Source organism: Pseudomonas fluorescens NCIMB 11764, assembly GCF_000293885.2.
Taxonomy (GTDB): domain Bacteria; phylum Pseudomonadota; class Gammaproteobacteria; order Pseudomonadales; family Pseudomonadaceae; genus Aquipseudomonas; species Aquipseudomonas fluorescens_B.
Genome location: NZ_CP010945.1, coordinates 6931317 through 6951999, shown reverse-complemented (window position 1 = coordinate 6951999; position 20683 = coordinate 6931317). Strand labels below are relative to the sequence as shown.

Genomic DNA, 20683 nt, shown 5'->3' with positions numbered 1-20683 from the left:
GTAAGTCAGTCGGTCGGCGCTGTGTGAAAGGCCTGACGGACGCTCAACCATGGGTGTCGGACGCCGCCAACCGCTGGGCCATGAAATGCAACGTGGGAAACAGCAGTGCCCAGAGTAGTCCGATGCCGATCAGCGTCGGTACTTGGCCATAAGGGAATTGCACCCCGGCCAGTTGTCCTCCCGCGTAATACGACAACGGTCCACCCACGGCGCCCAGCAGGCTGCCCAGCCACCAGGGCGTTGCGGTCCATTGCAGGCAATGGCGCAACGTCGTTGCCAGCAACGCCCATAACAGCATCAGCCATAGAGGAATCAGCGGCACGATCTCGTTGAACTCGAACACCCCCAGCCAGTGCAATGAACTGTCGACGGTCGTGCCCAGCAACACCACGCTGAGAATCAGCCGGCCTTCGTCCACCCAACGACTTATCCACAGCAGATGAATCACCAAAGCGCCCAGCGCCACCAACAACCACAAACTGTTGCCGCCGATCACGCAGACAAACCAGCCGAGCTGGAACAGCGCCGCGTTGGCCAAGCGTTCAAGCATCGAAGCGGCCAAGCAGCGGCTCGGTGATCGCCGAAGGTTTGGCCAGCAGTAACTGCGCAGTGCCGATGGTGCGCTCCAGGAAACCCCCTTCGCAGTAGCACAGGTAAAACTCCCACAGCCGCAGGAAATAATCGTCATAGCCCAATTCGCTCAAGCGACCTTGGGCGCGGCGAAAGTTTTCATGCCACAGGCGCAAGGTTCGTGCGTAGTGCAGGCCGAAATCCTCCATGTGCAGCAAGTTCATGTCGGTATCGCGGCTGACGATCTCGAGCATTTTCTGCACACAGGGCAGGGCGCCGCCAGGGAAGATGTAGCGCTGAATGAAATCGACGCTGCCCTTGGCCTGCTCGTAGCGCTGCTCGCGGATGGTGATCGCCTGCAACAGCATCAAGCCATTGCTTTTGAGCAAGTGCGCGCACTGCTTGAAATAGGTCGGCAGAAAGCGATGGCCCACGGCTTCGATCATCTCGATCGACACCAGTTTGTCGTACTGCCCGGTGAGGTCGCGGTAATCCTTGAGCAACAACGTGACCTGATCTTGCAACCCGAGGGCGTCGATCCGTTGCGCGGTAAAGGCGTACTGCTCCCTGGACAGCGTGGTGGTGGTGACTTTGCAGCCGTAATGCTGTGCCGCGTACAGCGCCATGCTGCCCCAGCCGGTGCCGATTTCCAGCAGGTGATCGCTTGGTTTGAGGTCGAGTTTCTGGCAGATCCGTTGCAGTTTGTTCAACTGAGCCTGTTCCAGACTGTCCTCGGGACTCAGGAATTGTGCCGCCGAATACATCATGGTCGGGTCGAGAAACTGTTCGAACAGGTCGTTGCCGAGGTCGTAGTGCGCGGCGATGTTTTTCTGCGAGCCCTTGCGCGTGTTGCGGTTGAGCCAGTGCAACCCTTGAACGAACGGCCGGCTGAGTTTTGCCAGACCGCCTTCCAGCGCATCCAGCACTTCCAGGTTGCTGACGAACACGCGAACCACTGCCGTGAGGTCCGGCGAACTCCAGTAACCGTGGATAAACGCCTCGCCCGCGCCGATCGAACCGTTGCTTGCCACCAGTCCCCACGCTGCGGCATCGAGGATGTGAATCTCCCCCAGCAAATGGCTGCCAGCGGTGCCGAAGACCAGACGCTCGCCGTCCTCGACGACCACCAGTTGTCCATGTTTGAGGTGGGCCAGTTGCCGCAGCACACCGCGACGCAGCAACATCTCGGTCAGACCGTTGATGCGTCGCGGTGTGGCCTTGGCCGAGACACTAGAGGATTTCATGGCGGCGATCCTTGGGCGGAACGGTGGCGGTTTGAAAGCTGCCATTGGCAGCTTGATGAGCAAATATCGGCGTGCGTTTGAGCAGCAGGCGCAGGGCTTGCCAATAAATCGCCAGGCAGGTTTTCGCGGTCATCCACGGAAAGCGCCGCAAGTAACGGTGCAGGCTGGCGCGACTCAAGTCTTCGCGTTTCAGGTTGAGCGTGGCGTCGAACAGCTTCAGCTCGCCCTGCCAGTCGGCCATGTGCACGCCGAGCTTTTTCGCGACGGGGCTGAAGCTCATGCGGTGTTCGAGATCGCGTGGCAGAAACGGCGACACATGAAACGACTTGGCCACGGCGAAATGCTGATGGAAGTCACGCAGGTCCTCCGGCGTCCTGGCTGGCAGCACATAGTGATAACGCTCGCGCCACGGGGTATTGGTGACTTCGGCAAGAATCGCCGCCAGTTGGCCGTCTGCTTCGTAACAATAAAAAAAACTCACCGGGTTGAACGCCAGGCCCCAACTGCGAGGCTGGGTCAACAGGCACACCGACCCTTGTGGCGCATGACCAATGGCCAGGCGGACCTGTTCGCGCACGGCATCGATCAGGCGCATGCCGTTGCCGGTGCAGGTTTTGAGGTAGTCGCTTTCGCGAAACGAAAACGGCGAGAAACGGCGGTTGCCCGCCAGCGGTGACAACCCGAGCACGACGTCCTGTTCATCGAGATCGAGGTACAGCAGGCCGATCCGGTAACGGAATTCATGGCGCCTTGGGGCAAACCGCCGATGGGCGATCCAGCCGCTGTAGAGGGCGCTGTTCACAGCACTTCCCCGAACGAGCGGGCCACGCGCAACGCGCTGACCACGCCGTCTTCATGGAAACCGTTGGCCCAGTAGGCGCCGCAATAAAAACTGTGTTGCGCGCCATTCAATTCTTCCCAGCGTGCCTGTGCGGCCACTGCCGCCAGGCTGTACTGCGGATGGGCGTAGGTGAATCGGCCGAGCACCATGGACGGACTGATGCCGGCGCTCTGGTTGAGGCTGACGCAGAAGGTGGTGTCGCTCTGGATGCCTTGCAGAATGTTCATGTCGTAGGTGACCGCGGCCAGCGTATGTCCGGCACCGCCGAGGCGGTAATTCCAACTGGCCCAGGCGCGTTTGCGCGACGGCAGCAGGCGCGTGTCGGTGTGCAGCACCACTTCGTTGTCGGCATAGGGCAGGGCGCCGAGGATCGACCGTTCGGCTTCGCTCGGCTTGGCCAGCAGTTTCAGCGCCTGATCGCTGTGGCAGGCAAACACGACTTTGTCGAAGCGTTCGCTGCCGGCGCTGCTGTGGATCACGACACCATCGGCATCGCGCTCGACCCGTATCACGGGACAGTTGAGGCGGATCTTCTGCTTGAAGGTCGCGGTCAACGGTGCGATGTACGCACTCGAACCGCCCTCGATCACCCGCCATTGCGGGCGATTGTTGACCGACAGCAAACCGTGATTCTTGAAGAACCGCACAAAGAATTCCACCGGGAAATTCAGCATCTGGGCCATCGGCATCGACCAGATCGCCGCGCCCATCGGCACGATGTAATGCAGGATGAACCGTTCGCCGTAACCGCCGGCCTTGAGGTATTCATCGAGCGTGGTGTCGGCCGCGATCCGGCCCTCGGACAGGTCGGACTGAGCGCGCTTGTTGAAGCGCAGGATATCCCGCAGCATGCCCCAGAACCTCGGCGACAGCAGATTGCGGCGCTGGGCGAACAGGCTGTTGAGGTTGTTGCCGTTGTACTCGAGGCCGCTGTCCGGGTCGGTGACCGAGAAACTCATCTCTGTCGCTTTGAAACCGACGCCGATCTGGCCCAGCAGGCGAATGAAATTCGGGTAGGTCCGGTCGTTGAACACAATGAAACCGGTGTCCACGGCATACTCCTTGCCATCGACCTTCACGTCCACGGTGTGGGTATGACCGCCGACCCGGTCGCCGGCCTCGAACAGGGTGATCGCGTGGCTTCGATTCAGCAGGTAAGCGCAGGTGAGCCCCGAGATGCCGCTGCCTATGATAGCGATGTTCACGGCACGTCCTTGATCGGCGGACTGCTGCGCACCATGCGTTTGCCGATGGCGAGCTTCACCCGGTTGGGCATTTTCGACAGCGGCCAGAGCGCCGCCATGAACAGCGCCGGGAACGCGATCTCCAGTGGCCGGTTTTTCAGTTTGGCGAAGATGTGCCGCGCCGCTTTGCCCACCGGCCAACTGAGCGGCATCGGGAAATCGTTCTTCGCCGTCAGCGGTGTGTCGACGAACCCCGGGCTGACCACGGTGACTTCGATGCCTTCGGGCGCGAGGTCAATGCGCAACGATTCGAACAGATAACGCAGCCCGGCCTTCGACGCGCCATACGCCTCCGCCCGTGGCAGCGGCAGGTAGGTCACCGAACTGGCGACGCCCACCAGGTGCGGCGCGGTGCCTTTGCGCAACAGCGGCAGCGCCGCTTCGATGCAGTAACTGCTGGCCAGCAGATTGGTGCGCACCACGTGCTCGATGATCGACGAGTCGAACTGCTGAACGTCGACGTATTCGCAGGTGCCGGCATTGAGAATCACCGTATCCAGCGAGCCCCAGTCATGCGTAATTTGCTCGCCGATTTCGCGCACGGTCTGGCTGTTGGTCAGGTCTCCCGCCACCACCAACACTTGCCCGGGATAGCGTTGCGACAAGACTTTCAGCGGCGCCAGCGAGCGTGAGCTGACCGCCAGGTGGGCGCCGGTTTTCAGGATTTCCTCGGCCAGCGCGGCGCCAATGCCGCTGCTGGCCCCGGTCAGCCAATATCGTCGTGGAGGTGTAAGGCTCATCCCATTCTCCTTTTCAACCAGGCGATTGCCCGGCCCAATACGGGTACATGTTCGTAAAGCAGAGCCCCGGCATCGAAGTAATCCCGGTGGCGATAGACCTTGTCACTCCAGAGCAGGTGCGAGCAGCCATCCACCCGAATCAAGCCCCCGCCGGCCAGGCGTGGATGGCGGTAGCTCATGACCCAGCGCAGATAACCTTCGCCTTCGCCGGTCTGGTCGAAGCCGTAAAAATCGAAACGCAGCTCGCTGACGTTGGCGTAGAGCTCACTGAAATAGCTGCGCAAATGCCCGATGCCCTGTACTTCGTGCAGCGGATCGGTGAAATGCACATCAGCGGTATACAACTCATTCAGGCGTTGCAGGTTGTCTTTGTTGAGTTCACCAAACTGCCGGGCGAAGCGCCGCAGAAAATCACTCATAGCCACCTCCGGCATTTTGTCGCGATGGCAGGTTTTTGAACGCGGTCAGCGCGCGAGCGCGGCTCGTACTCAGATTGACGATTGGCGACGGATAACCTGCCACCCCGAACAGGCCGCCGAGGTTTTCCGGGTTGTGCACGTCTTTCTTGTTCAGCCCGGCCAGCTCCGGCAGCCAGTGCTTGATGAACAGGCCTTCGCTGTCGAATTTTTCCGATTGGCTGAGCGGGTTGAAAATCCGGAAGTAGGGCGCGGAGTCGGTGCCGGTGGACGAACTCCACTGCCAGCCGCCGTTGTTCGCCGCGAGGTCGCCATCGATCAGGTGCCGCATGAAAAAACGTTCGCCTTCACGCCAGTCGATCAGCAGATTCTTGGTGAGGAACATCGCCACGACCATGCGCAAACGGTTGTGCATCCAGCCGGTTTCGAGCAGTTGGCGCATTGCGGCGTCGATGATCGGCAGGCCGGTACGCGCTTCTTGCCAGGCCGCCAGTTCATCGGGGGCGTCGCGCCAGGCCAGGGCTTCGGTTTCCGGGCGGAAGGCGCGGTGGCGGGAGACGCGTGGGTAGCCCTCCAGAATGTGTTTGTAGAACTCGCGCCACAGCAATTCGTTGATCCAGGTGACGGCGCCGACTTTGCCGCTTTCGAACTCGCCCTGATTGCTTTGCAGGGCTGCATGCAAGCACTGGCGCGGGGAAATGACGCCGGCCGCGAGGTAGGCCGAGAGCTGACTGGTGCCGGGTTTGGCCGGGAAGTCGCGTTCACTTTTGTAGTAGTCGATCTGCGCATCGGCGAAGGTGTCGAGGCGGCGGCGGGCTTCGGCTTCACCGGCGGGCCACAGCGCGCGCAAGGTTTCGCTGGGCGTGGCGAAGCCTGCAACGCTTGAAGGGATTTCATCACTGTCGACGGTCAGGCGCGATTGAGCCATTGGCGCGCTCACCAGGCTCGGCAACGAGCTGCGCAGACGGTCGTAGCAAACCTTGCGGAACTGACTGAAGACCTGGAAGTACGTGCCGGTCTTGGTCAGCACGGTGCCGGGCTTGAACAGCAACTGATCGAGGTAGCTATAAAAGTCGATACCCTTGGTTTTCAGTGCGTCGGCTACCGCCGCATCGCGGCGGCTTTCGTGAATGCCGTACTCCTCGTTGACGTGCACCGCGTCGATCTTCAACTGCTGGCACAGATCGAGCAGAACCTTCGGCGCTTCATCCCAGCGAGAGGCCATGCGGATGAGCAGCGGGATGTTCAACTCGCCGAGTGCGCGGCTCAATTCGCGAAGGTTGCGAAGCCAGAAATCCACTTTGCACGGTGCATCGTCATGCTCGCGCCATTGTTCCGGGCTCAACAAGTACACCGCCACGCTCGGGCCCCGGGATGCGGCGGCCGACAGGGCGGTGTTGTCATGCAGGCGCAAGTCGCTGCGCAGCCAGATCAATTGCAGGGTGGTATCCGTACGATTCATTTAAATAAGCCCGCGCTGAAGCAGGTCCTGATGCGCCGATAACGGATCTTCGGCCAGGAACAATTCTGCAATCTCTGTCGTTTTTACGGACAACTCGGCGTGGTGGATGCACACCGTTGGTCCGGCAATCATTTTTGGGCCGCCGACGCCGTTGAAAAGTTTCGGCAACTGCGCAAGGTTCATGGCTTTGCTGGAATACAGCAGTACGCCGCGAGCTTGCAGGTGATCGACCGCCAGTGCGAGCTCGCCCGCCGGCAGCGGCCAGTCGAACACTTCCACCGGGCAATCGGCACTGCTGATCAGCCACGCGGTGAGCCACAGATGTGGTTCCAGCGGCAGGTCGGAGTGATTGATCAACAGCAGCGGTGCGCTGCGCAACTGACGGTTGTTATGGTAGATGCGCGCGCCGAATTTGCTGCGTAACCAGGAGTAAAAAAACACACGCTCCATCTGCGCGCCAAACTGGCCCTGCCAGCGTTGTTCAAGCTCGGCTAGCAACGGCATCAGCAACTGTTCGCACAGGGTCCGCGGTGGGTACAAAGCGATCGCCTGGTTGACGGTGTCATCGAGGGTGCGTTCGTTGAGCGAAGTGACCGCTTGCAGCAGCGTGTTGCACAGCACCTGCCAATCATTTTCGACCGACTCGCTAAAAGCTTGCGGGGAGTCGAGCAGTTGCTTGACCTGGCTGACGGCCACGCCACGATTGAGCCAGGTGAGGATCGTCAGGATGCGTTGCACGTGTTCGGCGCTGAACAGTCGATGCCCTTTGGGCGTACGTTGCGGCACGATCAGCCCGTAACGTCGTTCCCAGGCGCGCAAAGTGATGGCGTTGACGCCGGTCTGCCGGGCCACTTCACGAATCGGCAGCCAGCCTTCATCGAGGGCTTTTTTAAAGTCGGCGCCGAGGTCTTCGCGGGCACTGGTGTCGAGTGGAGTTTTCATCAGATCGCGTTTCGCAGGCTTAGGTTTTCCGGGTGCGGTTGCAGGTAAACCTGTTGTGCAATGTACGGATCCGGATGTCGGCGAAAGTGATGTTTGAGCAGCGTCAGCGGCACCACCAGCGGCACGATGCCGTGGCGGTACTGGCCGATGACGTGTTGCACTTCCTGTTTGTCGTCAGCGCTGATGACCTGTTTGAGGTAACCACTGATGTGTTGCAGAACATTGGTGTGGGTGCGGCGCGTGGCGCACTTCTTCAAGGCCGCCATCAGTTCGCTGAAATAGCGTGGGCCGAGTTCTTTCGGATCGATCTGGCCCATGTTGCCCAGCAGATTGCCCAGGGTTTTGTACTGCACCGGATTGTGGGCCATCAGCAGGTATTTATACCGCGAGTGAAATTCCGTCAGTCCGCGGCGAGTCAGGCCCGCTTGCAGCAGCTCTTGCCAGGCGCTGTAGGCGAATACTCGGGTAAGGAAGTTTTCCCGCAGCACCGGGTCATTGAGACGACCGTCTTCTTCCACCGGCAGGTCCGGATGCAACGCGCAGAACGCCTGGGCATAGATGCCTCGGCCGCCGCCGTCTACGGGCGCGCCGTTGGCGTGGTAGACCTTGACCCGATCCAGGCCGCATGACGGTGATTTCTGCATGAAGATGTAGCCGCAGATATTGTCCAGCTCAATGGCCATTTTCTCGCCGTAATCGGCCAGCGCTCGGGTGACATTCAGTTCAGGGTCAACAGTGCCAAGGGCTTCAGGTTGTTCAGCGTCGCCGACCAGTCGTATGGGTTGCCGAGGGATGCCGAGACCGATCGCGACCTCCGGACAGACCGGGACGAATTCGAAATATTCAGTGAGGGTGCGGCTGCACAGCCGCGATTCCTTGTGCCCACCGTTGAAACGCACCTCGGCGCCCATCAGGCAGGCGCTGATAGCAATTTTCGGTTTCGCGCTGGCGTGGGGCATGGGTGCACCTCGAATCCAAGACTTGTACAAAATTAAATTTCTGTACAACATGCCTTCATCATAGATTCAAAGGTGTACAAGTCAAATTATTTGTATAGGTTTTTCCGGGAGCCCTGTGGGAGCGAGGCTGATGACCATGAACCTGAGATTGCTGAAGCGTGTCAGGTTTAAAGCGAAGGCATTGACGGACATTGCGAGTTCGCTTCTACAGGCGATCTATTTCCAGCCGAGGATCCAGGTGTCGCTGTTTTTCAGCGTTTGCCAGTCGAGCCGCTCACTGCGCTTGGTCAGCACCGCCTGCAATTCGACGTCCAGCACCGTGCCTTCCTCGTCGCGGAACAGCTCGGTGACCAGAAAATGTTTTTCGCGGTTTTGCGGCTGGGCTGCTGTCCATTTCGACAGCAGCAGCTTGCTCGGGTTGATTCGGTTCATTGCAGGTGCTCGTGCAGGCGGCGAGCGGCTTCCTGACCACTGAGCCATGCCCCCTCGACACGACCGGACAGGCACCAGTCGCCACACGCGTAAAGCCCCAGATCGGCATCGGCCAGGGTGCCCCATTCATGGCTGGTGGCGGGGCGGGCGTAGAGCCAGCGGTGGGCGAGGCTGAACGTAGGCGCTGGCATCGCGCTGTGGAGCAGTTCGGCGAACGCGCCATGCAATTGCTCGATCACAGCCTCTTTGGGCAGGTCGATATGTTGCCGGCTCCAGGCACTCGTGGCGTGCAGCACCCAGGTGTCCATTGTGTTGTCACGCCCCGGTTTGCTGCGGTTGCGGGCCAGCCAGTCGAGCGGGCTGTCCTGCACGAAGCAGCCTTCCATGGGGGTGTCCAGCGGTGTATCGAAGGCCAGCGCGACCGCCCAGGTGGGGTCCATTTTTACCCCGGCGGCGGCACCGGCGAGCTTCGGCGCGGAGGCCAGCAATGCGGTCGCCTGGGGCGCAGGCGTGGCGACGATGACATGACTGAACGGGCCATGGGTGAATCCCTCGGCGTCCTGCAGATGCCAATGCTCCTCACCCCGATAGACCTCGGTGATGCGACAGGCGAAATGTACTTCCGAATCGCCGAGCAAGCCGCGGGTGATGGCACTCATGCGCGGCGTGCCGACCCAGCGCGTCTGTTCGTCCGGCGACAGATTGAGCTGGCCACCGTGGAAGGTATAGAGCTGTGGCGTCCACTCGGCGACCCAGCCGTTGGCTTGCCAGCGCTGGACTTCCGTGACAAAGCGGCGATCGCGGGCAGTGAAATATTGCGCGCCCATGTCCAGGGCACCCGCGTCGCTGCGTTTGCTCGACATGCGTCCGCCACTGCCGCGGCTTTTATCGAAAAGTTGAACGACATGCCCGGCCTCCGTAAGCGCCTGGGCGGCTGAGAGTCCGGCGATGCCGGTGCCGATGATTGCGATAGGTACAGTCATAGGGGCCTCGTTTGCCTTTCTGTACAGACTACGCCGTGGATGAAACCTGTACAATATTGTTTTTTGGTATAACTTTTAGCGTTCTCGTTCTGACAGCTTGGCCTATTGTTATCAACAGAGCCTGCCCGATATCAAAGATCCCTGCTTATAAAAATAGACTAGTGATCAGGGTAAAACGCCACGCGAGGAAGAAGTCATGCACATATTGCTGACCGGCGGTACTGGTTTGATAGGGAGTCAACTCTGCCGACACTGGCTGAGCCAGGGACATCGTCTGACGGTATGGAGTCGGGCACCTGAAAAAGTCGCGAAAATCTGCGGTGCAGAAGTTCGTGGTGTCGCGCGGTTGGAAGACCTCGGACAAGAGCCCGTGGACGCGATTATCAACCTGGCGGGTGCTCCGATTGCCGACCGGCCCTGGACGACCAAGCGCAAGGCCTTGCTCTGGAGCAGTCGCATCACCCTGACCGAAACCCTGCTGGCCTGGCTCGACACCCGCGAACAGAAACCGCAGGTGTTGATCTCAGGCTCCGCCGTGGGCTGGTACGGCGACGGTGGCGAGCGGGAATTGACTGAGGAATCTCCACCCGTCATCGACGATTTCGCCAGCCAGTTGTGCATTGCCTGGGAGGAAACCGCGCAGCGCGCCGAGGCCTTGGGCATCCGAGTGATCCTGATTCGCACGGGGTTGGTGTTGTCTGCCGAGGGTGGCTTTTTGTCGCGGCTGTTGTTGCCGTTCAAACTGGGACTGGGCGGGCCTCTTGGCGATGGTCGGCAGTGGATGCCGTGGATCCATATCAAGGATCAAATCGCCGTGATTGATTTTCTTCTGCATCAGAAAGACGCCAGCGGTCCTTATAATGCCTGCGCGCCCAAACCGGTGCGCAATCGTGAGTTTGCCAGCACGCTGGGCGCCGTGTTGCATCGCCCGGCATTCATGCCCATGCCGGCCCTGGCGTTGAAGGTGTGTTTGGGCGAATTGTCATTGCTGTTGCTGGGCGGCCAGAAAGCCGTGCCGGCGCGTTTGTTGAAAGCGGGTTTTACATTCCAGTTCACTGATTTGCGCGCGGCCCTGGACGACTTGTCCAGCCGCCTCTGAAATAGGACGTTGCATGACCGATCACGCGTTGCTTCTGGTCAACCTGGGTTCACCTGCCTCCACCTCTGTGGCGGATGTGCGCAGCTACCTCAATCAATTTCTGATGGACCCGTACGTGATCGACCTGCCATGGCCGGTGCGACGTTTGCTGGTGTCGCTGATTCTGATCAAGCGCCCGGAGCAGTCGGCCCACGCCTATGCCTCGATCTGGTGGGAGGAGGGCTCGCCGCTGGTGGTGCTCAGCCGTCGATTGCAGCAGGCCATGACCGCTGAGTGGACTCACGGTCCGGTAGAACTGGCCATGCGTTACGGCGAGCCGTCGATTGAAACGAAACTGGTTCAGCTCGCTGCCCAGGGGCACAAGAAAATTACCCTCGCGCCGCTTTATCCACAGTTCGCCGACAGCACCGTCACTACGGTGATCGAGGAAGCCCGGCGGGTCGTGCGGGAGAAGCAACTCGACGTGCAGTTTTCGATTCTCCAGCCGTTCTACGATCAGCCGGAATACCTCGATGCGTTGGTGGCCAGCGCCAAGCCGTATTTACTGCAGGATTACGATCACCTGCTGCTGAGCTTCCACGGTTTGCCGGAGCGGCATCTGAAGAAAATAGACCCTACCGGTCACCATTGCTTCCAAAGCGATAACTGCTGCCTGAACGCTTCGCCAGAAGTTTTGGCGACCTGCTACCGCGCCCAATGCCTACGCACTGCTTCCGAGTTTGCCGAGCGGCTGGGCTTGCCGGACGGCAAGTGGTCGGTGTCGTTCCAGTCGCGATTGGGTCGGGCGAAATGGATCGAACCCTATACCGAAGCACGCCTCGATGAGCTGGCGGGAATGGGCGTGAAGAAGTTGCTGGTGATGTGCCCGGCGTTCGTTGCCGATTGCATCGAGACGCTTGAGGAAATCGGTGATCGCGGGAATGAACTGTTCCGCGAAGCGGGGGGAGATGAGTTGGTGCTGGTGCCGTGTCTCAACGATGATCCGCAGTGGGCCAAGGCGCTGAGAACTTTGTGCGAAAGAGCGCCGTTGGCGCTGTAGAAATACAAACTGTGGCGAGGGAGCTTGCTCCCGCTGGGTCGCGAAGCGGCCCCAAAATTCTCGCAATCCATGAAGATTTTGTGAGTGCTGCGCGCACTCAAGCGGGAGCAAGCTCCCTCGCCACAGGGTGTTGTGTCAGCCTTAGATCAGCGGCTCATCCGCCTTCTTGTGCTTCCAGCTGTCATTGCCCGGCAGTAACAGGTTCAGCGCAATCGCCACCACCGCGCACAGCGCGATGCCTTTGAGGCCGAAGTCGTCCGGACCGGTGCCGGTGCCGACCAGCACGCCGCCAATCCCGAATACCAGCGTGACCGAAACGATCACCAGGTTGCGCGCTTCGCCCAGGTCGATCTTGTGGCGAATCAGCGTGTTCATCCCCACCGCCGCAATCGAACCGAACAACAGGCACAGAATCCCGCCCATCACCGGCACCGGAATGCTTTGCAGCAGTGCGCCGAACTTGCCGATGAACGCCAGGCTGATGGCAAAGATTGCCGCCCAGGTCATGATTTTCGGGTTGTAGTTCTTGGTCAGCATCACCGCGCCCGTCACTTCGGCGTAGGTGGTGTTGGGCGGACCGCCGAACAAACCGGCGGCGGTGGTGGCAATGCCGTCGCCGAGCAGGGTGCGGTGCAGGCCGGGCTTCTTCAGGTAGTCGCGACCGGTCACGCTGCCCACGGCGATCACGCCGCCGATGTGCTCGATGGCCGGGGCCAATGCCACCGGAACGATGAACAGAATCGCCTGCCAGTTGAATTCCGGCGCGGTGAAGTTGGGGATCGCGAACCACGGTGCCGCGGCAATCTTCGCGGTATCGACCACGCCGAAATAGAACGCCATCGCAAAACCGACCAGCACGCCGGAGATGATCGGCACCAGGCGGAAAATGCCTTTGCCGAACACCGCGACGATCAGCGTCGTCAGCAGCGCAGGCATCGAGATCAGCATGGCCGTCTGGTAGTGGATCAGCTCGCTACCGTCGCCAGCCTTGCCCATCGCCATGTTGGCGGCGATCGGCGCCATGGCCAGGCCGATGGAGATGATCACCGGGCCAATCACCACCGGTGGCAGCAAGCGGTCGATGAAGCCGGTGCCTTTGATCTTCACGGCGAGGCCGAGGAAGGTGTAGACGAAACCGGCCGCCATTACACCGCCCATGGTCGCCGCGAGGCCGAATTGGCCCTTGGCGAGAATGATCGGGGTGATGAAGGCGAAGCTCGAAGCCAGGAACACTGGCACCTGACGCCCGGTGACGATCTGGAACAGAATCGTCCCCAGGCCCGCCGTGAACAGCGCTACGTTCGGATCGAGGCCGGTAATCAGCGGCATCAACACCAGGGCGCCGAACGCCACGAACAGCATCTGGGCGCCGGACAGCACCGTGCGCCAGAGCGGATCGTTGAACTCTTGCTGCATGGTCACGCGTCCTTCTGCTTGGTGCCGAAGATCTTGTCACCGGCATCGCCCAGGCCTGGGATGATGTAACCGTGTTCGTTCAGTTTCTCGTCAATGGAAGCGGTGTAGATGGTCACGTCCGGGTGAGCTTTCTCCACGGCGGCAATGCCTTCCGGCGCGGCGACCAGCACCATGGCGCGGATGTCGCGGCAACCGGCCTTTTTCAGCAGGTCGATGGTGGCGACCATGGAACTGCCGGTGGCGAGCATCGGGTCGATGATCATGGCCAGGCGTTCGTTGATTTCGGGAACCAGTTTTTCCAGATAGGTGTGGGCCTGCAACGTCTCTTCGTTGCGGGCCACGCCCACGGCGCTGACCTTGGCCCCCGGAATCAGGCTGAGCACACCTTCGAGCATGCCGATACCGGCACGCAGGATCGGCACCACGGTAATCTTCTTGCCGGCGATTTTCTCGACCGACACAGTGCCGCACCAGCCTTCGATGTCGTAGGATTCCAGCGGCAGGTCTTTGGTGGCTTCATAGGTCAAAAGGGCGCCGACTTCCTGAGCGAGCTCACGGAAATTCTTGGTGCTGATGTCTGCGCGGCGCATCAGGCCGAGTTTATGACGGATCAGCGGATGGCGGATCTCGAGGATGGGCATGGGAAAGGCTCCGGCGGCGGGCAAAAAAACCGGCCTAGATTAATCTATCCGAGGGTGTTGTCCTATAGACATAGAGTACGTTAGTCCACAAACGCTTGATCTGGCCGTGCGGGATGCGTACCTTTGCCCGCTTTTCCCGAATCCCGTCCCCCCTGGAGAGCGCCATGTCCGCTGATCTCGAGCATATCCGTCAAATCATGCGAGAGGCTGACTGCCTGTACACCGAAGCTGAAGTCGAGGCGGCCATCGCCCGCGTCGGTGCACACATCAACGAACAACTGGCTGAAACAAATCCGGTGGTGTTCTGTGTGATGAACGGCGGCCTGATTTTCGCCGGCAAGCTGCTCACCCATTTGCAATTCCCGCTGGAAGCGTCCTACCTGCACGCCACCCGCTATCGCAACGAAACCAGCGGCGGCGACCTGTTCTGGAAAGCCAAGCCGGAAGTGTCGTTCATTGACCGTGACGTGCTGATCATCGACGACATCCTCGACGAAGGTCACACCCTGGGCGCGATCATCGACTTCTGCAAACACGCTGGCGCGCGCAAAGTGCACACCGCCGTGCTGATCGACAAGGACCACGACCGCAAGGCTCGCCCGGACCTGAAAGCCGATTTCGTCGGCCTGCCGTGCATCGACCGTTACATCTTCGGTTACGGCATGGACTACAAAGGCTACTGGCGTAACGCCAACGGAATTTTCGCCGTTAAAGGGATGTAAGCGATGAGCGCGCCGAGCTTTCTTGATCAATCCTTGTTCAATGAATTGGCCGGGAAGGCTGCGGCAAATCCACGTGGGCGCCAGCATCACAACTTCCATCGGATGGAAGACGCTTGCCATCGCATGGCGGTGGGTCTGCAGCCGTCCACGTACATTCCGCCTCATCGGCATCTGTGTGAGAACAAGGCTGAAACCTTGTTGGTCCTCAAAGGGCGGCTTGGTCTGCTGATTTTCGATGAGTCTGGTGTGGTGGTGCGCAAGCAGATTCTGCAGGCCGGTGGCGATTGCGTGGGTGTTGACCTGCCAACCGGTGTGTTCCATGGCCTGGTGGTGCTGGAAGCCGACAGCCTGATGTTCGAGTGCAAGGCCGGCCCTTATCGTCCCGTCGGTGAGGGAGAGCTTGCTCACTGGGCGCCGCGCGAAGGCGAGCCGGGTGTGGCTGAATATCAGGCGTGGATGCGCGCGCAGTTCGCCTGAAGCGCGCTCAGTTTTCCCCGGCCAGCCAGCGTTCGCTTTTGCGACGAGCCTGTTCCAGGTTGTTCACGTAGGCCAACTGACGCTGCTCCCGATGGATACCCGCGCGTCTGAGCTTCAGGCGCACCCGCGGGGAGGTTGCCACCAGAATCAGGCCAATGCCGTCCGTGCGGTAATCCCTGAGGATATTGTCGAAGGCCGCCAGCGCCGTCATGTCCAGCATGGGCACGGCGCTCATCTCGACGATCACCACTTTGACCTCCGGACTGAATTTGCGCAGGACTCCCAAGGCCTTTTCGGCCGCACCGAAAAACAACGGCCCGCGTATCGCGTAGCAACGAACGTGCGCCGGCATGTCCTGCAAGGCTTGATGGTAGGCGCGTGGCAGTTCGGCGGTGTCCGTCAGATCGCTCATGCGCTTGATAAACAACCCGGCGGCCAGCAACAGGCCGACACCGACGGCCATTACCATGTCGAATAACACCGTCAGGCTCAGGCAGGTCAGCAAGACCAGCACATCGCTGCGGGGCGCGATGCGCAGTGTATGCAGCACGTGCCGGGCTTCGCTCATGTTCCACGCCACCATGACCAGCAATGCGGCCAGCGCAGCCATCGGCAGGTAGCTGAAAAGCGGTGCGAGCACCAGTATCGCCATCAGTACCACCGCGCTGTGAATAATGGCGGCCAATGGCGAAAAGGCTCCGCTGCGCACATTGGTGGCGCTTCGGGCGATCGCAGCCGTGGCGGTAATGCCGCCGAACAACGGTGCGATCAGGTTGCCCAGGCCCTGGCCCAGCAGTTCGGCGTTGGGGTCGTGTTTGCTGCCGGTCATGCCATCCGCCACCACCGCACACAACAAGGACTCGATGGCACCGAGCATGGCAATGGCGAACGCCGGCGCCATTAATTGACGGATCAAGTCGTAGGACAGGTGCAGCGGCTGGCCGTCGGGACCGGGTAGATTCCACGGCCAATCGAAGCTCGGCAGGAACGGTGGAATGCCGGGATGGCTGACGCCCTCGACCATGTAGCTGAAACGCTCACCCAAGGTCGCCACCGCCAACCCGCCGTGTTCCAGCGCCAACCCCAGGAGGGCGCCGACGGTCAGCGCCACCAGATGCCCCGGGATCCTCGGTACCCACCGTGGCCAGACAATCAGAACGGCCAGGCAGGCGATACCGATGATCCCGTCCCCCAGCCGAGCGGTGGGCAACGCGAGAATCAGTACACCCAGCTGTTCGATGTAGTGTTCTGCCTGGCTGGGGGTGTTCAGGCCCAGCAAATCCTTCAATTGCAGGGTGGCAATGACAATGCCGATCCCGGCGGTAAAGCCCAGCGTGACAGGATACGGAATGTACTGAATCAACCGCCCGGCGCGAATCAGTCCCAGGGCAATGAGGATGACGCCGGCAAGCATGGTGCAGAGCAGCAAGCCGCCCAGGCCATATTGTTGGGTGATGGGCAGCAGGATGACCACGAACGCGGCGGTCGGCCCACTGACATTGAAACGCGAACCGCCGGTGAGAGCGATCAGGGGCGCGGCGATCAGTACCGTATACAACCCTTGCTGGGGCGGTACACCTACGGCAATCGCCAGGGCCATGGCCAATGGGATGGCGATAATCCCTACCGTCACTCCGGCACTGATGTCGCCGCGTAAGCGTTTGAGGGTGTAGCCGGCGTGCCAGGTCTGACGCCAGGCGGCGAATAACGGGGGAACGGAGAACGACATGAGCACTCCACGGTAGACGGTGCACCATTGATCGACGGCTGAAAGCTCTTCCAGCATGGCCAGCTTGGTACTGCGAAGTATTGACCCATATCGCTAATTCGCGCAGATGATCCTCATGCTAGAGTGCTCCGCTTCGCCCTGGGAGCCCGTCATGAGCCTTTTGATCCGCAGCTGCGCCGCCCTGTTGCTGACCCTCAGCCTGCCCCTGGCCGCCGCACCGGCGCCGATGCATGCGCAGTTTCTGCCTCCGGACGACCTGACCCTGCGTGACGCCGAACCCGAGCAGCAACAACTGCTGCAGGTCACCGAATATTCGGTGGTGGTCGGCAGTCAGCGCCAGTCCACCCAACAACCGATCCCGGTGACGTCTCCGTTGCTGATCCGCCTCAAGGGCAAACCCTTGAACAAGGGCGCGACCATCAATCAGGTACTGGTCAACTTCGATGGCGAGAGCAAAAGCCTGAAAAAGCCGATCTACGACGACAAAAGCAAGACCCTGACGCTGTTTTATCCGATGGCGCAGTACCGCGTGGTGATCGACCTGTTGCGCAATGACACGGTGTATTGCCAGTTCCTCAGCTACGCCAATGGCCATGTCTGGGCTGACCTGCACACCGGGGCCGTTCGTCCGCGTTGAGCCCGGCGCCCTGTGAGGGGTAAACTGCCCGCCCCGTGAAATGTCTGCGAGCTGGAGTCGGCAATGCGTAAAGATAAGAAACAAGTGATTGGTGACGAGATCGGCGACGAGCAGATCAAGTTGTTTCTCGATTTCGAACCGGTCGACGCCACTTCGCCGTCCCTGCACAAACTGATCAAGGCCTACCGTGGCCTGCGCATTGACGACTTCGAGCGTTTTCTGACGTTCTTCGTCGAAGCCGGCTACGACGTTGATGGCCAGGATGAACACGGCAAGACCTTCGTTGACCTGATCAAGGATCAGCGCAACGCGGCCGAGTACATCGAACTGATCAACAAGGCTCGCGGCTGATCGTATCCGAAGCGAACCGAATACCTGTGGCGAGGGAGCTTGCTCCCGCTTTAGTGCGCAGCACTCACAAAATCTTCGCCGTTGGCAGAATTTTGGGGCCGCTTCGCAGCCCGGCGGGAGCAAGCTCCCTCGCCACAAGATTGTTTTGCCGCCCATAAAAAAACGCCCCGCTCTCAATGAGAACGGGGCGTTTTTTATGCGCGACGATCAAGCGTAGCTTGGGGTCTCGCTGCTTTCTTCAACCAGTTCCAGCGCGATGTTGTTCTGCGTATTGATCTTGCGATACAGCGCAGCATCGGTTTCCAGAACCTTTTCACGGGCCGGGAAGATTTCCGCCAGTTTGGCCGCCCACTCGCCGGATGCTTTGGCCGGGAAGCATTTCTCGATCAGCTCCAGCATGATCGAAACGGTCACCGACGCGCCTGGCGAAGCGCCGAGCAGTGCAGCAAGGGAACCGTCCTTGGCCGCGACCAGCTCGGTGCCGAACTGCAGGACGCCGCCCTTTTTCGGGTCTTTCTTGATGATTTGAACCCGTTGGCCGGCCACTTCCAGGCGCCAGTCTTCGGCTTTCGCTTCAGGGTAGAAACGACGCAGGGAATCCAGGCGTTGCTCCATCGACTGCATCACTTCGCTGACCAGGTACTTGGTCAGGTCCATGTTGTTTTTCGCCACGGCCAGCATCGGGCCGATGTTGCCGGCGCGAACCGACATCGGCAGGTCCATGAAGGAGCCGTGCTTGAGGAACTTGGTGGTGAAACCGGCGTAAGGTCCGAACAGCAGGGACTTCTTGCCATCGACCACGCGAGTGTCGAGGTGCGGCACCGACATCGGTGGCGAACCCACGGCGGCCTGGCTATACACCTTGGCCTGGTGGTGTTTGACCACTTCCGGGTTGTCGCAACGCAGCCACTGGCCGCTGATCGGGAAGCCGCCGAAGCCTTTGCTTTCTTCGATGCCCGACGCCTGCAGCAACGGCAGTGCCGCACCGCCCGCGCCGAGGAAGACGAACTTCGCGTCGACTTCGCGGGTGTTGCCGCTGTTCACGTCCTTGATGCTGACGGTCCAGCCGCCGTTGTTACGCTTCAGACCGGTCACGCGCTTGCAGTACTTGACCTGGGCATCGGGTGCGCTGGTCAGGTGCTTGAGCAATTGGTTGGTCAGTGCGCCGAAGTTGACGTCGGTGCCGTTCATCACGCGGGTGGCGGCGACGACTTCGTCAGCCGGGCGACCAGGCATCATCAATGGCATCCAGTCCGCCATTTTTGCCTTGTCTTCGGTGTATTCCATGTCGGAGAAGGCGTGGTGCTTGCTCAGCACGTTGAAGCGTTCCTTGAGGAAGGACACGCCACTGTCACCTTGCACGAAACTCAGGTGCGGCACCGGGCTGATAAAGGACTTGCACGAACCGAAGGTGCCTTTTTTGGTCAGGTACGACCAGAACTGCTTCGACACCTCGAACTGGGTGTTGATGTGCACGGCTTTCTTGATGTCGACGGTGCCGTCGGCGGCCTGCGGCGTGTAATTGAGCTCACACAGCCCGGCGTGACCGGTACCGGCGTTGTTCCACGGGTTCGAACTCTCCGCGGCACCGGAATCCATCAGCTCGACGACTTCCAGCTTGATCGCGGGGTCGAGCTCTTTGAGCAGTACTGCGAGGGTGGCACTCATGATGCCGGCCCCAACCAGTACTACGTCGACTGCTTCGTTATGCGCCATTTAACGCGTCTCCAAAATCTGCAGCACCAAATTGTCGGCATGGCTGCCAGGCGTTCCGGGGCGAGTCAGTGATGCCCCTGGTACTCATGGCAGTATCGCCATGTCCGAATCTTCGCAATTTATCGCAACTTCGACGGACGCTACCGGCCGGGTCAATGAGGTCTATGAACTCATTTCAACGCGCGACTGGCAATTCGACTTATGGTCGAGACATCCGTTTGTGCAACCAAATCCGTAGCGGACAGGCTTCAGGCTCCGGTGTTCGAGGAATACTCGGTCCTGTGTCGTTGGGCTGTTCCAGACGCTAATGGTGCATATTCAGACGCAAAACTATTCATTTGCTCGCCACACTCTTGTGAAGTTGTGAAAACCCGTTTTTTTCACGCTCTTTTGAAGACGTGAACCTCAAAAAAGGGCTGCCCCAGCCTGGCACCGTGCCCGGATGGATTGCCGCCATGGGATGCATGACAGGCAAAACGGGCAAACAGCTCAGTGACCGAGCGTAATGACAGCTCTGCAGATTCGCGAAAAGTGGGGGTTTTGCTCAAGGAACAGCAAGCACGCCAGCTTCACTCGATCTGTGTGGGCGGCTCTCTGTGGGCGGTGCGGGGTGCCAATACCGAAGCATTGACGATGCTGCGAGGCCCGATCAGGAGACGTCCTTATAATCGGGGGGAGATTGTATCTAAGAAACGCAGGGAAATGGACGTGTTTAATGACTTTTATTAGGCGTCTGGTCAGGTGGTCAACAGCTGCTGCGCCCGCGCGCGTGGTTTGTGCTGGCTGACACGGGCACTGGCAGGCAGGGGATGGTGCAGCCAGTTGAGGCGGATTTCTTCGATTTCGACCCAGCCATCGTCCATCGGCTGCAGGCTGCACTGCTTGAACGCCTGGCAATGACCATAGCGGTCGAGCAGGGCAAAGCAGCGATGCAATGGGCGCGGAGCGAACAGCGAGATCAGGTGGCGCATGGCAAAGTACCTTCAAGGGGTGACTGTCGTGAAGGTTGTCAAAGCGCCGTGA

The 20683-nt window shown here is 60.2% G+C and carries 22 protein-coding genes; 6 read left to right on the top strand and 16 right to left on the bottom strand.

Going from position 1 to position 20683, the window contains the following annotated elements; genetic code table 11:
* Nucleotides 1–43: 43 nt before the first annotated feature.
* The 11 genes from B723_RS31540 to B723_RS31490 all read right to left on the bottom strand — a co-directional run bounded on the left by B723_RS31540 (nucleotide 44) and on the right by B723_RS31490 (nucleotide 9833).
* Nucleotides 44–550, bottom strand: coding sequence for a DUF2878 domain-containing protein (locus B723_RS31540; RefSeq protein ID WP_017340748.1), 507 nt, complete (start codon nucleotides 548–550; stop codon nucleotides 44–46).
* A complete protein-coding gene (locus tag B723_RS31535) occupies nucleotides 543–1814 on the bottom strand; it encodes an SAM-dependent methyltransferase (protein ID WP_017340747.1) in 1272 nt (423 codons plus the stop codon). Before B723_RS31535 ends, B723_RS31540 begins: the two co-directional genes overlap by 8 nt.
* Nucleotides 1801–2616: a DUF1365 domain-containing protein gene (locus B723_RS31530; protein ID WP_017340746.1), complete on the bottom strand. Its 816-nt coding sequence runs from the start codon at nucleotides 2614–2616 to the stop codon at nucleotides 1801–1803. The genes B723_RS31535 and B723_RS31530 overlap by 14 nt, the downstream gene beginning before the upstream one ends.
* On the bottom strand, nucleotides 2613–3860 hold the full coding sequence (locus B723_RS31525; protein WP_017340745.1) for an NAD(P)/FAD-dependent oxidoreductase: 1248 nt from the start codon (nucleotides 3858–3860) through the stop codon (nucleotides 2613–2615). The genes B723_RS31530 and B723_RS31525 overlap by 4 nt, the downstream gene beginning before the upstream one ends.
* Entirely contained in the window at nucleotides 3857–4639 is a 783-nt protein-coding gene (locus tag B723_RS31520) for an SDR family NAD(P)-dependent oxidoreductase (RefSeq protein ID WP_017340744.1), read from the bottom strand. Before B723_RS31520 ends, B723_RS31525 begins: the two co-directional genes overlap by 4 nt.
* A complete protein-coding gene (locus B723_RS31515) occupies nucleotides 4636–5058 on the bottom strand; it encodes a nuclear transport factor 2 family protein (RefSeq protein WP_017340743.1) in 423 nt (140 codons plus the stop codon). Before B723_RS31515 ends, B723_RS31520 begins: the two co-directional genes overlap by 4 nt.
* Nucleotides 5051–6496, bottom strand: a complete 1446-nt coding sequence (gene phrB, locus B723_RS31510; RefSeq protein ID WP_031319118.1) for a deoxyribodipyrimidine photo-lyase — start codon at nucleotides 6494–6496, stop codon at nucleotides 5051–5053. The genes B723_RS31515 and phrB overlap by 8 nt, the downstream gene beginning before the upstream one ends.
* A 21-nt stretch (nucleotides 6497–6517) precedes the next feature.
* A complete protein-coding gene (locus B723_RS31505) occupies nucleotides 6518–7459 on the bottom strand; it encodes a MerR family transcriptional regulator (RefSeq protein ID WP_017340741.1) in 942 nt (313 codons plus the stop codon).
* Nucleotides 7459–8418: a YbgA family protein gene (locus tag B723_RS31500; RefSeq protein WP_017340740.1), complete on the bottom strand. Its 960-nt coding sequence runs from the start codon at nucleotides 8416–8418 to the stop codon at nucleotides 7459–7461. Before B723_RS31500 ends, B723_RS31505 begins: the two co-directional genes overlap by 1 nt.
* A 216-nt stretch (nucleotides 8419–8634) precedes the next feature.
* Nucleotides 8635–8850, bottom strand: a complete 216-nt coding sequence (locus B723_RS31495) for a TIGR02450 family Trp-rich protein (RefSeq protein WP_017340739.1) — start codon at nucleotides 8848–8850, stop codon at nucleotides 8635–8637.
* Nucleotides 8847–9833 carry an NAD(P)/FAD-dependent oxidoreductase gene (locus B723_RS31490; RefSeq protein WP_017340738.1) on the bottom strand — a complete coding sequence of 329 codons (987 nt, stop codon included), beginning with the start codon at nucleotides 9831–9833 and terminating at the stop codon, nucleotides 8847–8849. The genes B723_RS31495 and B723_RS31490 overlap by 4 nt, the downstream gene beginning before the upstream one ends.
* A 196-nt stretch (nucleotides 9834–10029) precedes the next feature.
* On the opposite strand from B723_RS31490, the gene B723_RS31485 reads away from it, so the two are divergent.
* Together B723_RS31485 and hemH are read left to right on the top strand one after the other, a co-directional pair.
* Complete coding sequence (locus tag B723_RS31485) at nucleotides 10030–10932, top strand: TIGR01777 family oxidoreductase (RefSeq protein ID WP_017340737.1); 903 nt, start codon at nucleotides 10030–10032, stop codon at nucleotides 10930–10932.
* Nucleotides 10933–10945: 13 nt separating this feature from the next.
* Nucleotides 10946–11971, top strand: coding sequence for a ferrochelatase (hemH, locus tag B723_RS31480; protein WP_017340736.1), 1026 nt, complete (start codon nucleotides 10946–10948; stop codon nucleotides 11969–11971).
* 141 nt (nucleotides 11972–12112) lie between these two features.
* On the opposite strand, the gene B723_RS31475 is transcribed toward hemH, so the two are convergent.
* The gene (locus B723_RS31475; protein WP_017340735.1) at nucleotides 12113–13387 is read right to left on the bottom strand and encodes a uracil-xanthine permease family protein; all 1275 of its coding nucleotides are present in this window, start codon (nucleotides 13385–13387) and stop codon (nucleotides 12113–12115) included.
* Between the two features lie 2 nt (nucleotides 13388–13389).
* On the bottom strand, nucleotides 13390–14028 hold the full coding sequence (gene upp / locus B723_RS31470) for a uracil phosphoribosyltransferase (protein WP_017340734.1): 639 nt from the start codon (nucleotides 14026–14028) through the stop codon (nucleotides 13390–13392).
* A gap of 164 nt (nucleotides 14029–14192) precedes the next feature.
* Here upp and B723_RS31465 point away from each other — a divergent pair, with 164 nt between their 5' ends.
* Nucleotides 14193–14750, top strand: a complete 558-nt coding sequence (locus tag B723_RS31465) for a hypoxanthine-guanine phosphoribosyltransferase (protein WP_017340733.1) — start codon at nucleotides 14193–14195, stop codon at nucleotides 14748–14750.
* A gap of 3 nt (nucleotides 14751–14753) precedes the next feature.
* On the top strand, nucleotides 14754–15227 hold the full coding sequence (locus B723_RS31460; protein ID WP_017340732.1) for a WbuC family cupin fold metalloprotein: 474 nt from the start codon (nucleotides 14754–14756) through the stop codon (nucleotides 15225–15227).
* A gap of 7 nt (nucleotides 15228–15234) precedes the next feature.
* Here B723_RS31460 and dauA read toward each other — a convergent pair whose 3' ends face one another.
* Nucleotides 15235–16956, bottom strand: coding sequence for a C4-dicarboxylic acid transporter DauA (gene dauA / locus B723_RS31455; RefSeq protein ID WP_017340731.1), 1722 nt, complete (start codon nucleotides 16954–16956; stop codon nucleotides 15235–15237).
* A 151-nt stretch (nucleotides 16957–17107) separates the two neighbouring features.
* Here dauA and B723_RS31450 point away from each other — a divergent pair, with 151 nt between their 5' ends.
* Together B723_RS31450 and B723_RS31445 are read left to right on the top strand one after the other, a co-directional pair.
* Nucleotides 17108–17593 carry a hypothetical protein gene (locus B723_RS31450; protein ID WP_017340730.1) on the top strand — a complete coding sequence of 162 codons (486 nt, stop codon included), beginning with the start codon at nucleotides 17108–17110 and terminating at the stop codon, nucleotides 17591–17593.
* A 63-nt stretch (nucleotides 17594–17656) separates the two neighbouring features.
* Entirely contained in the window at nucleotides 17657–17944 is a 288-nt protein-coding gene (locus tag B723_RS31445; protein ID WP_017340729.1) for a PA4642 family protein, read from the top strand.
* A 207-nt stretch (nucleotides 17945–18151) separates the two neighbouring features.
* Here B723_RS31445 and mqo read toward each other — a convergent pair whose 3' ends face one another.
* Both mqo and B723_RS31435 read right to left on the bottom strand, forming a co-directional pair.
* Complete coding sequence (gene mqo, locus B723_RS31440; protein ID WP_017340728.1) at nucleotides 18152–19660, bottom strand: malate dehydrogenase (quinone); 1509 nt, start codon at nucleotides 19658–19660, stop codon at nucleotides 18152–18154.
* 737 nt (nucleotides 19661–20397) lie between these two features.
* On the bottom strand, nucleotides 20398–20631 hold the full coding sequence (locus B723_RS31435; protein WP_017340727.1) for a hypothetical protein: 234 nt from the start codon (nucleotides 20629–20631) through the stop codon (nucleotides 20398–20400).
* Nucleotides 20632–20683: the final 52 nt, after the last annotated feature.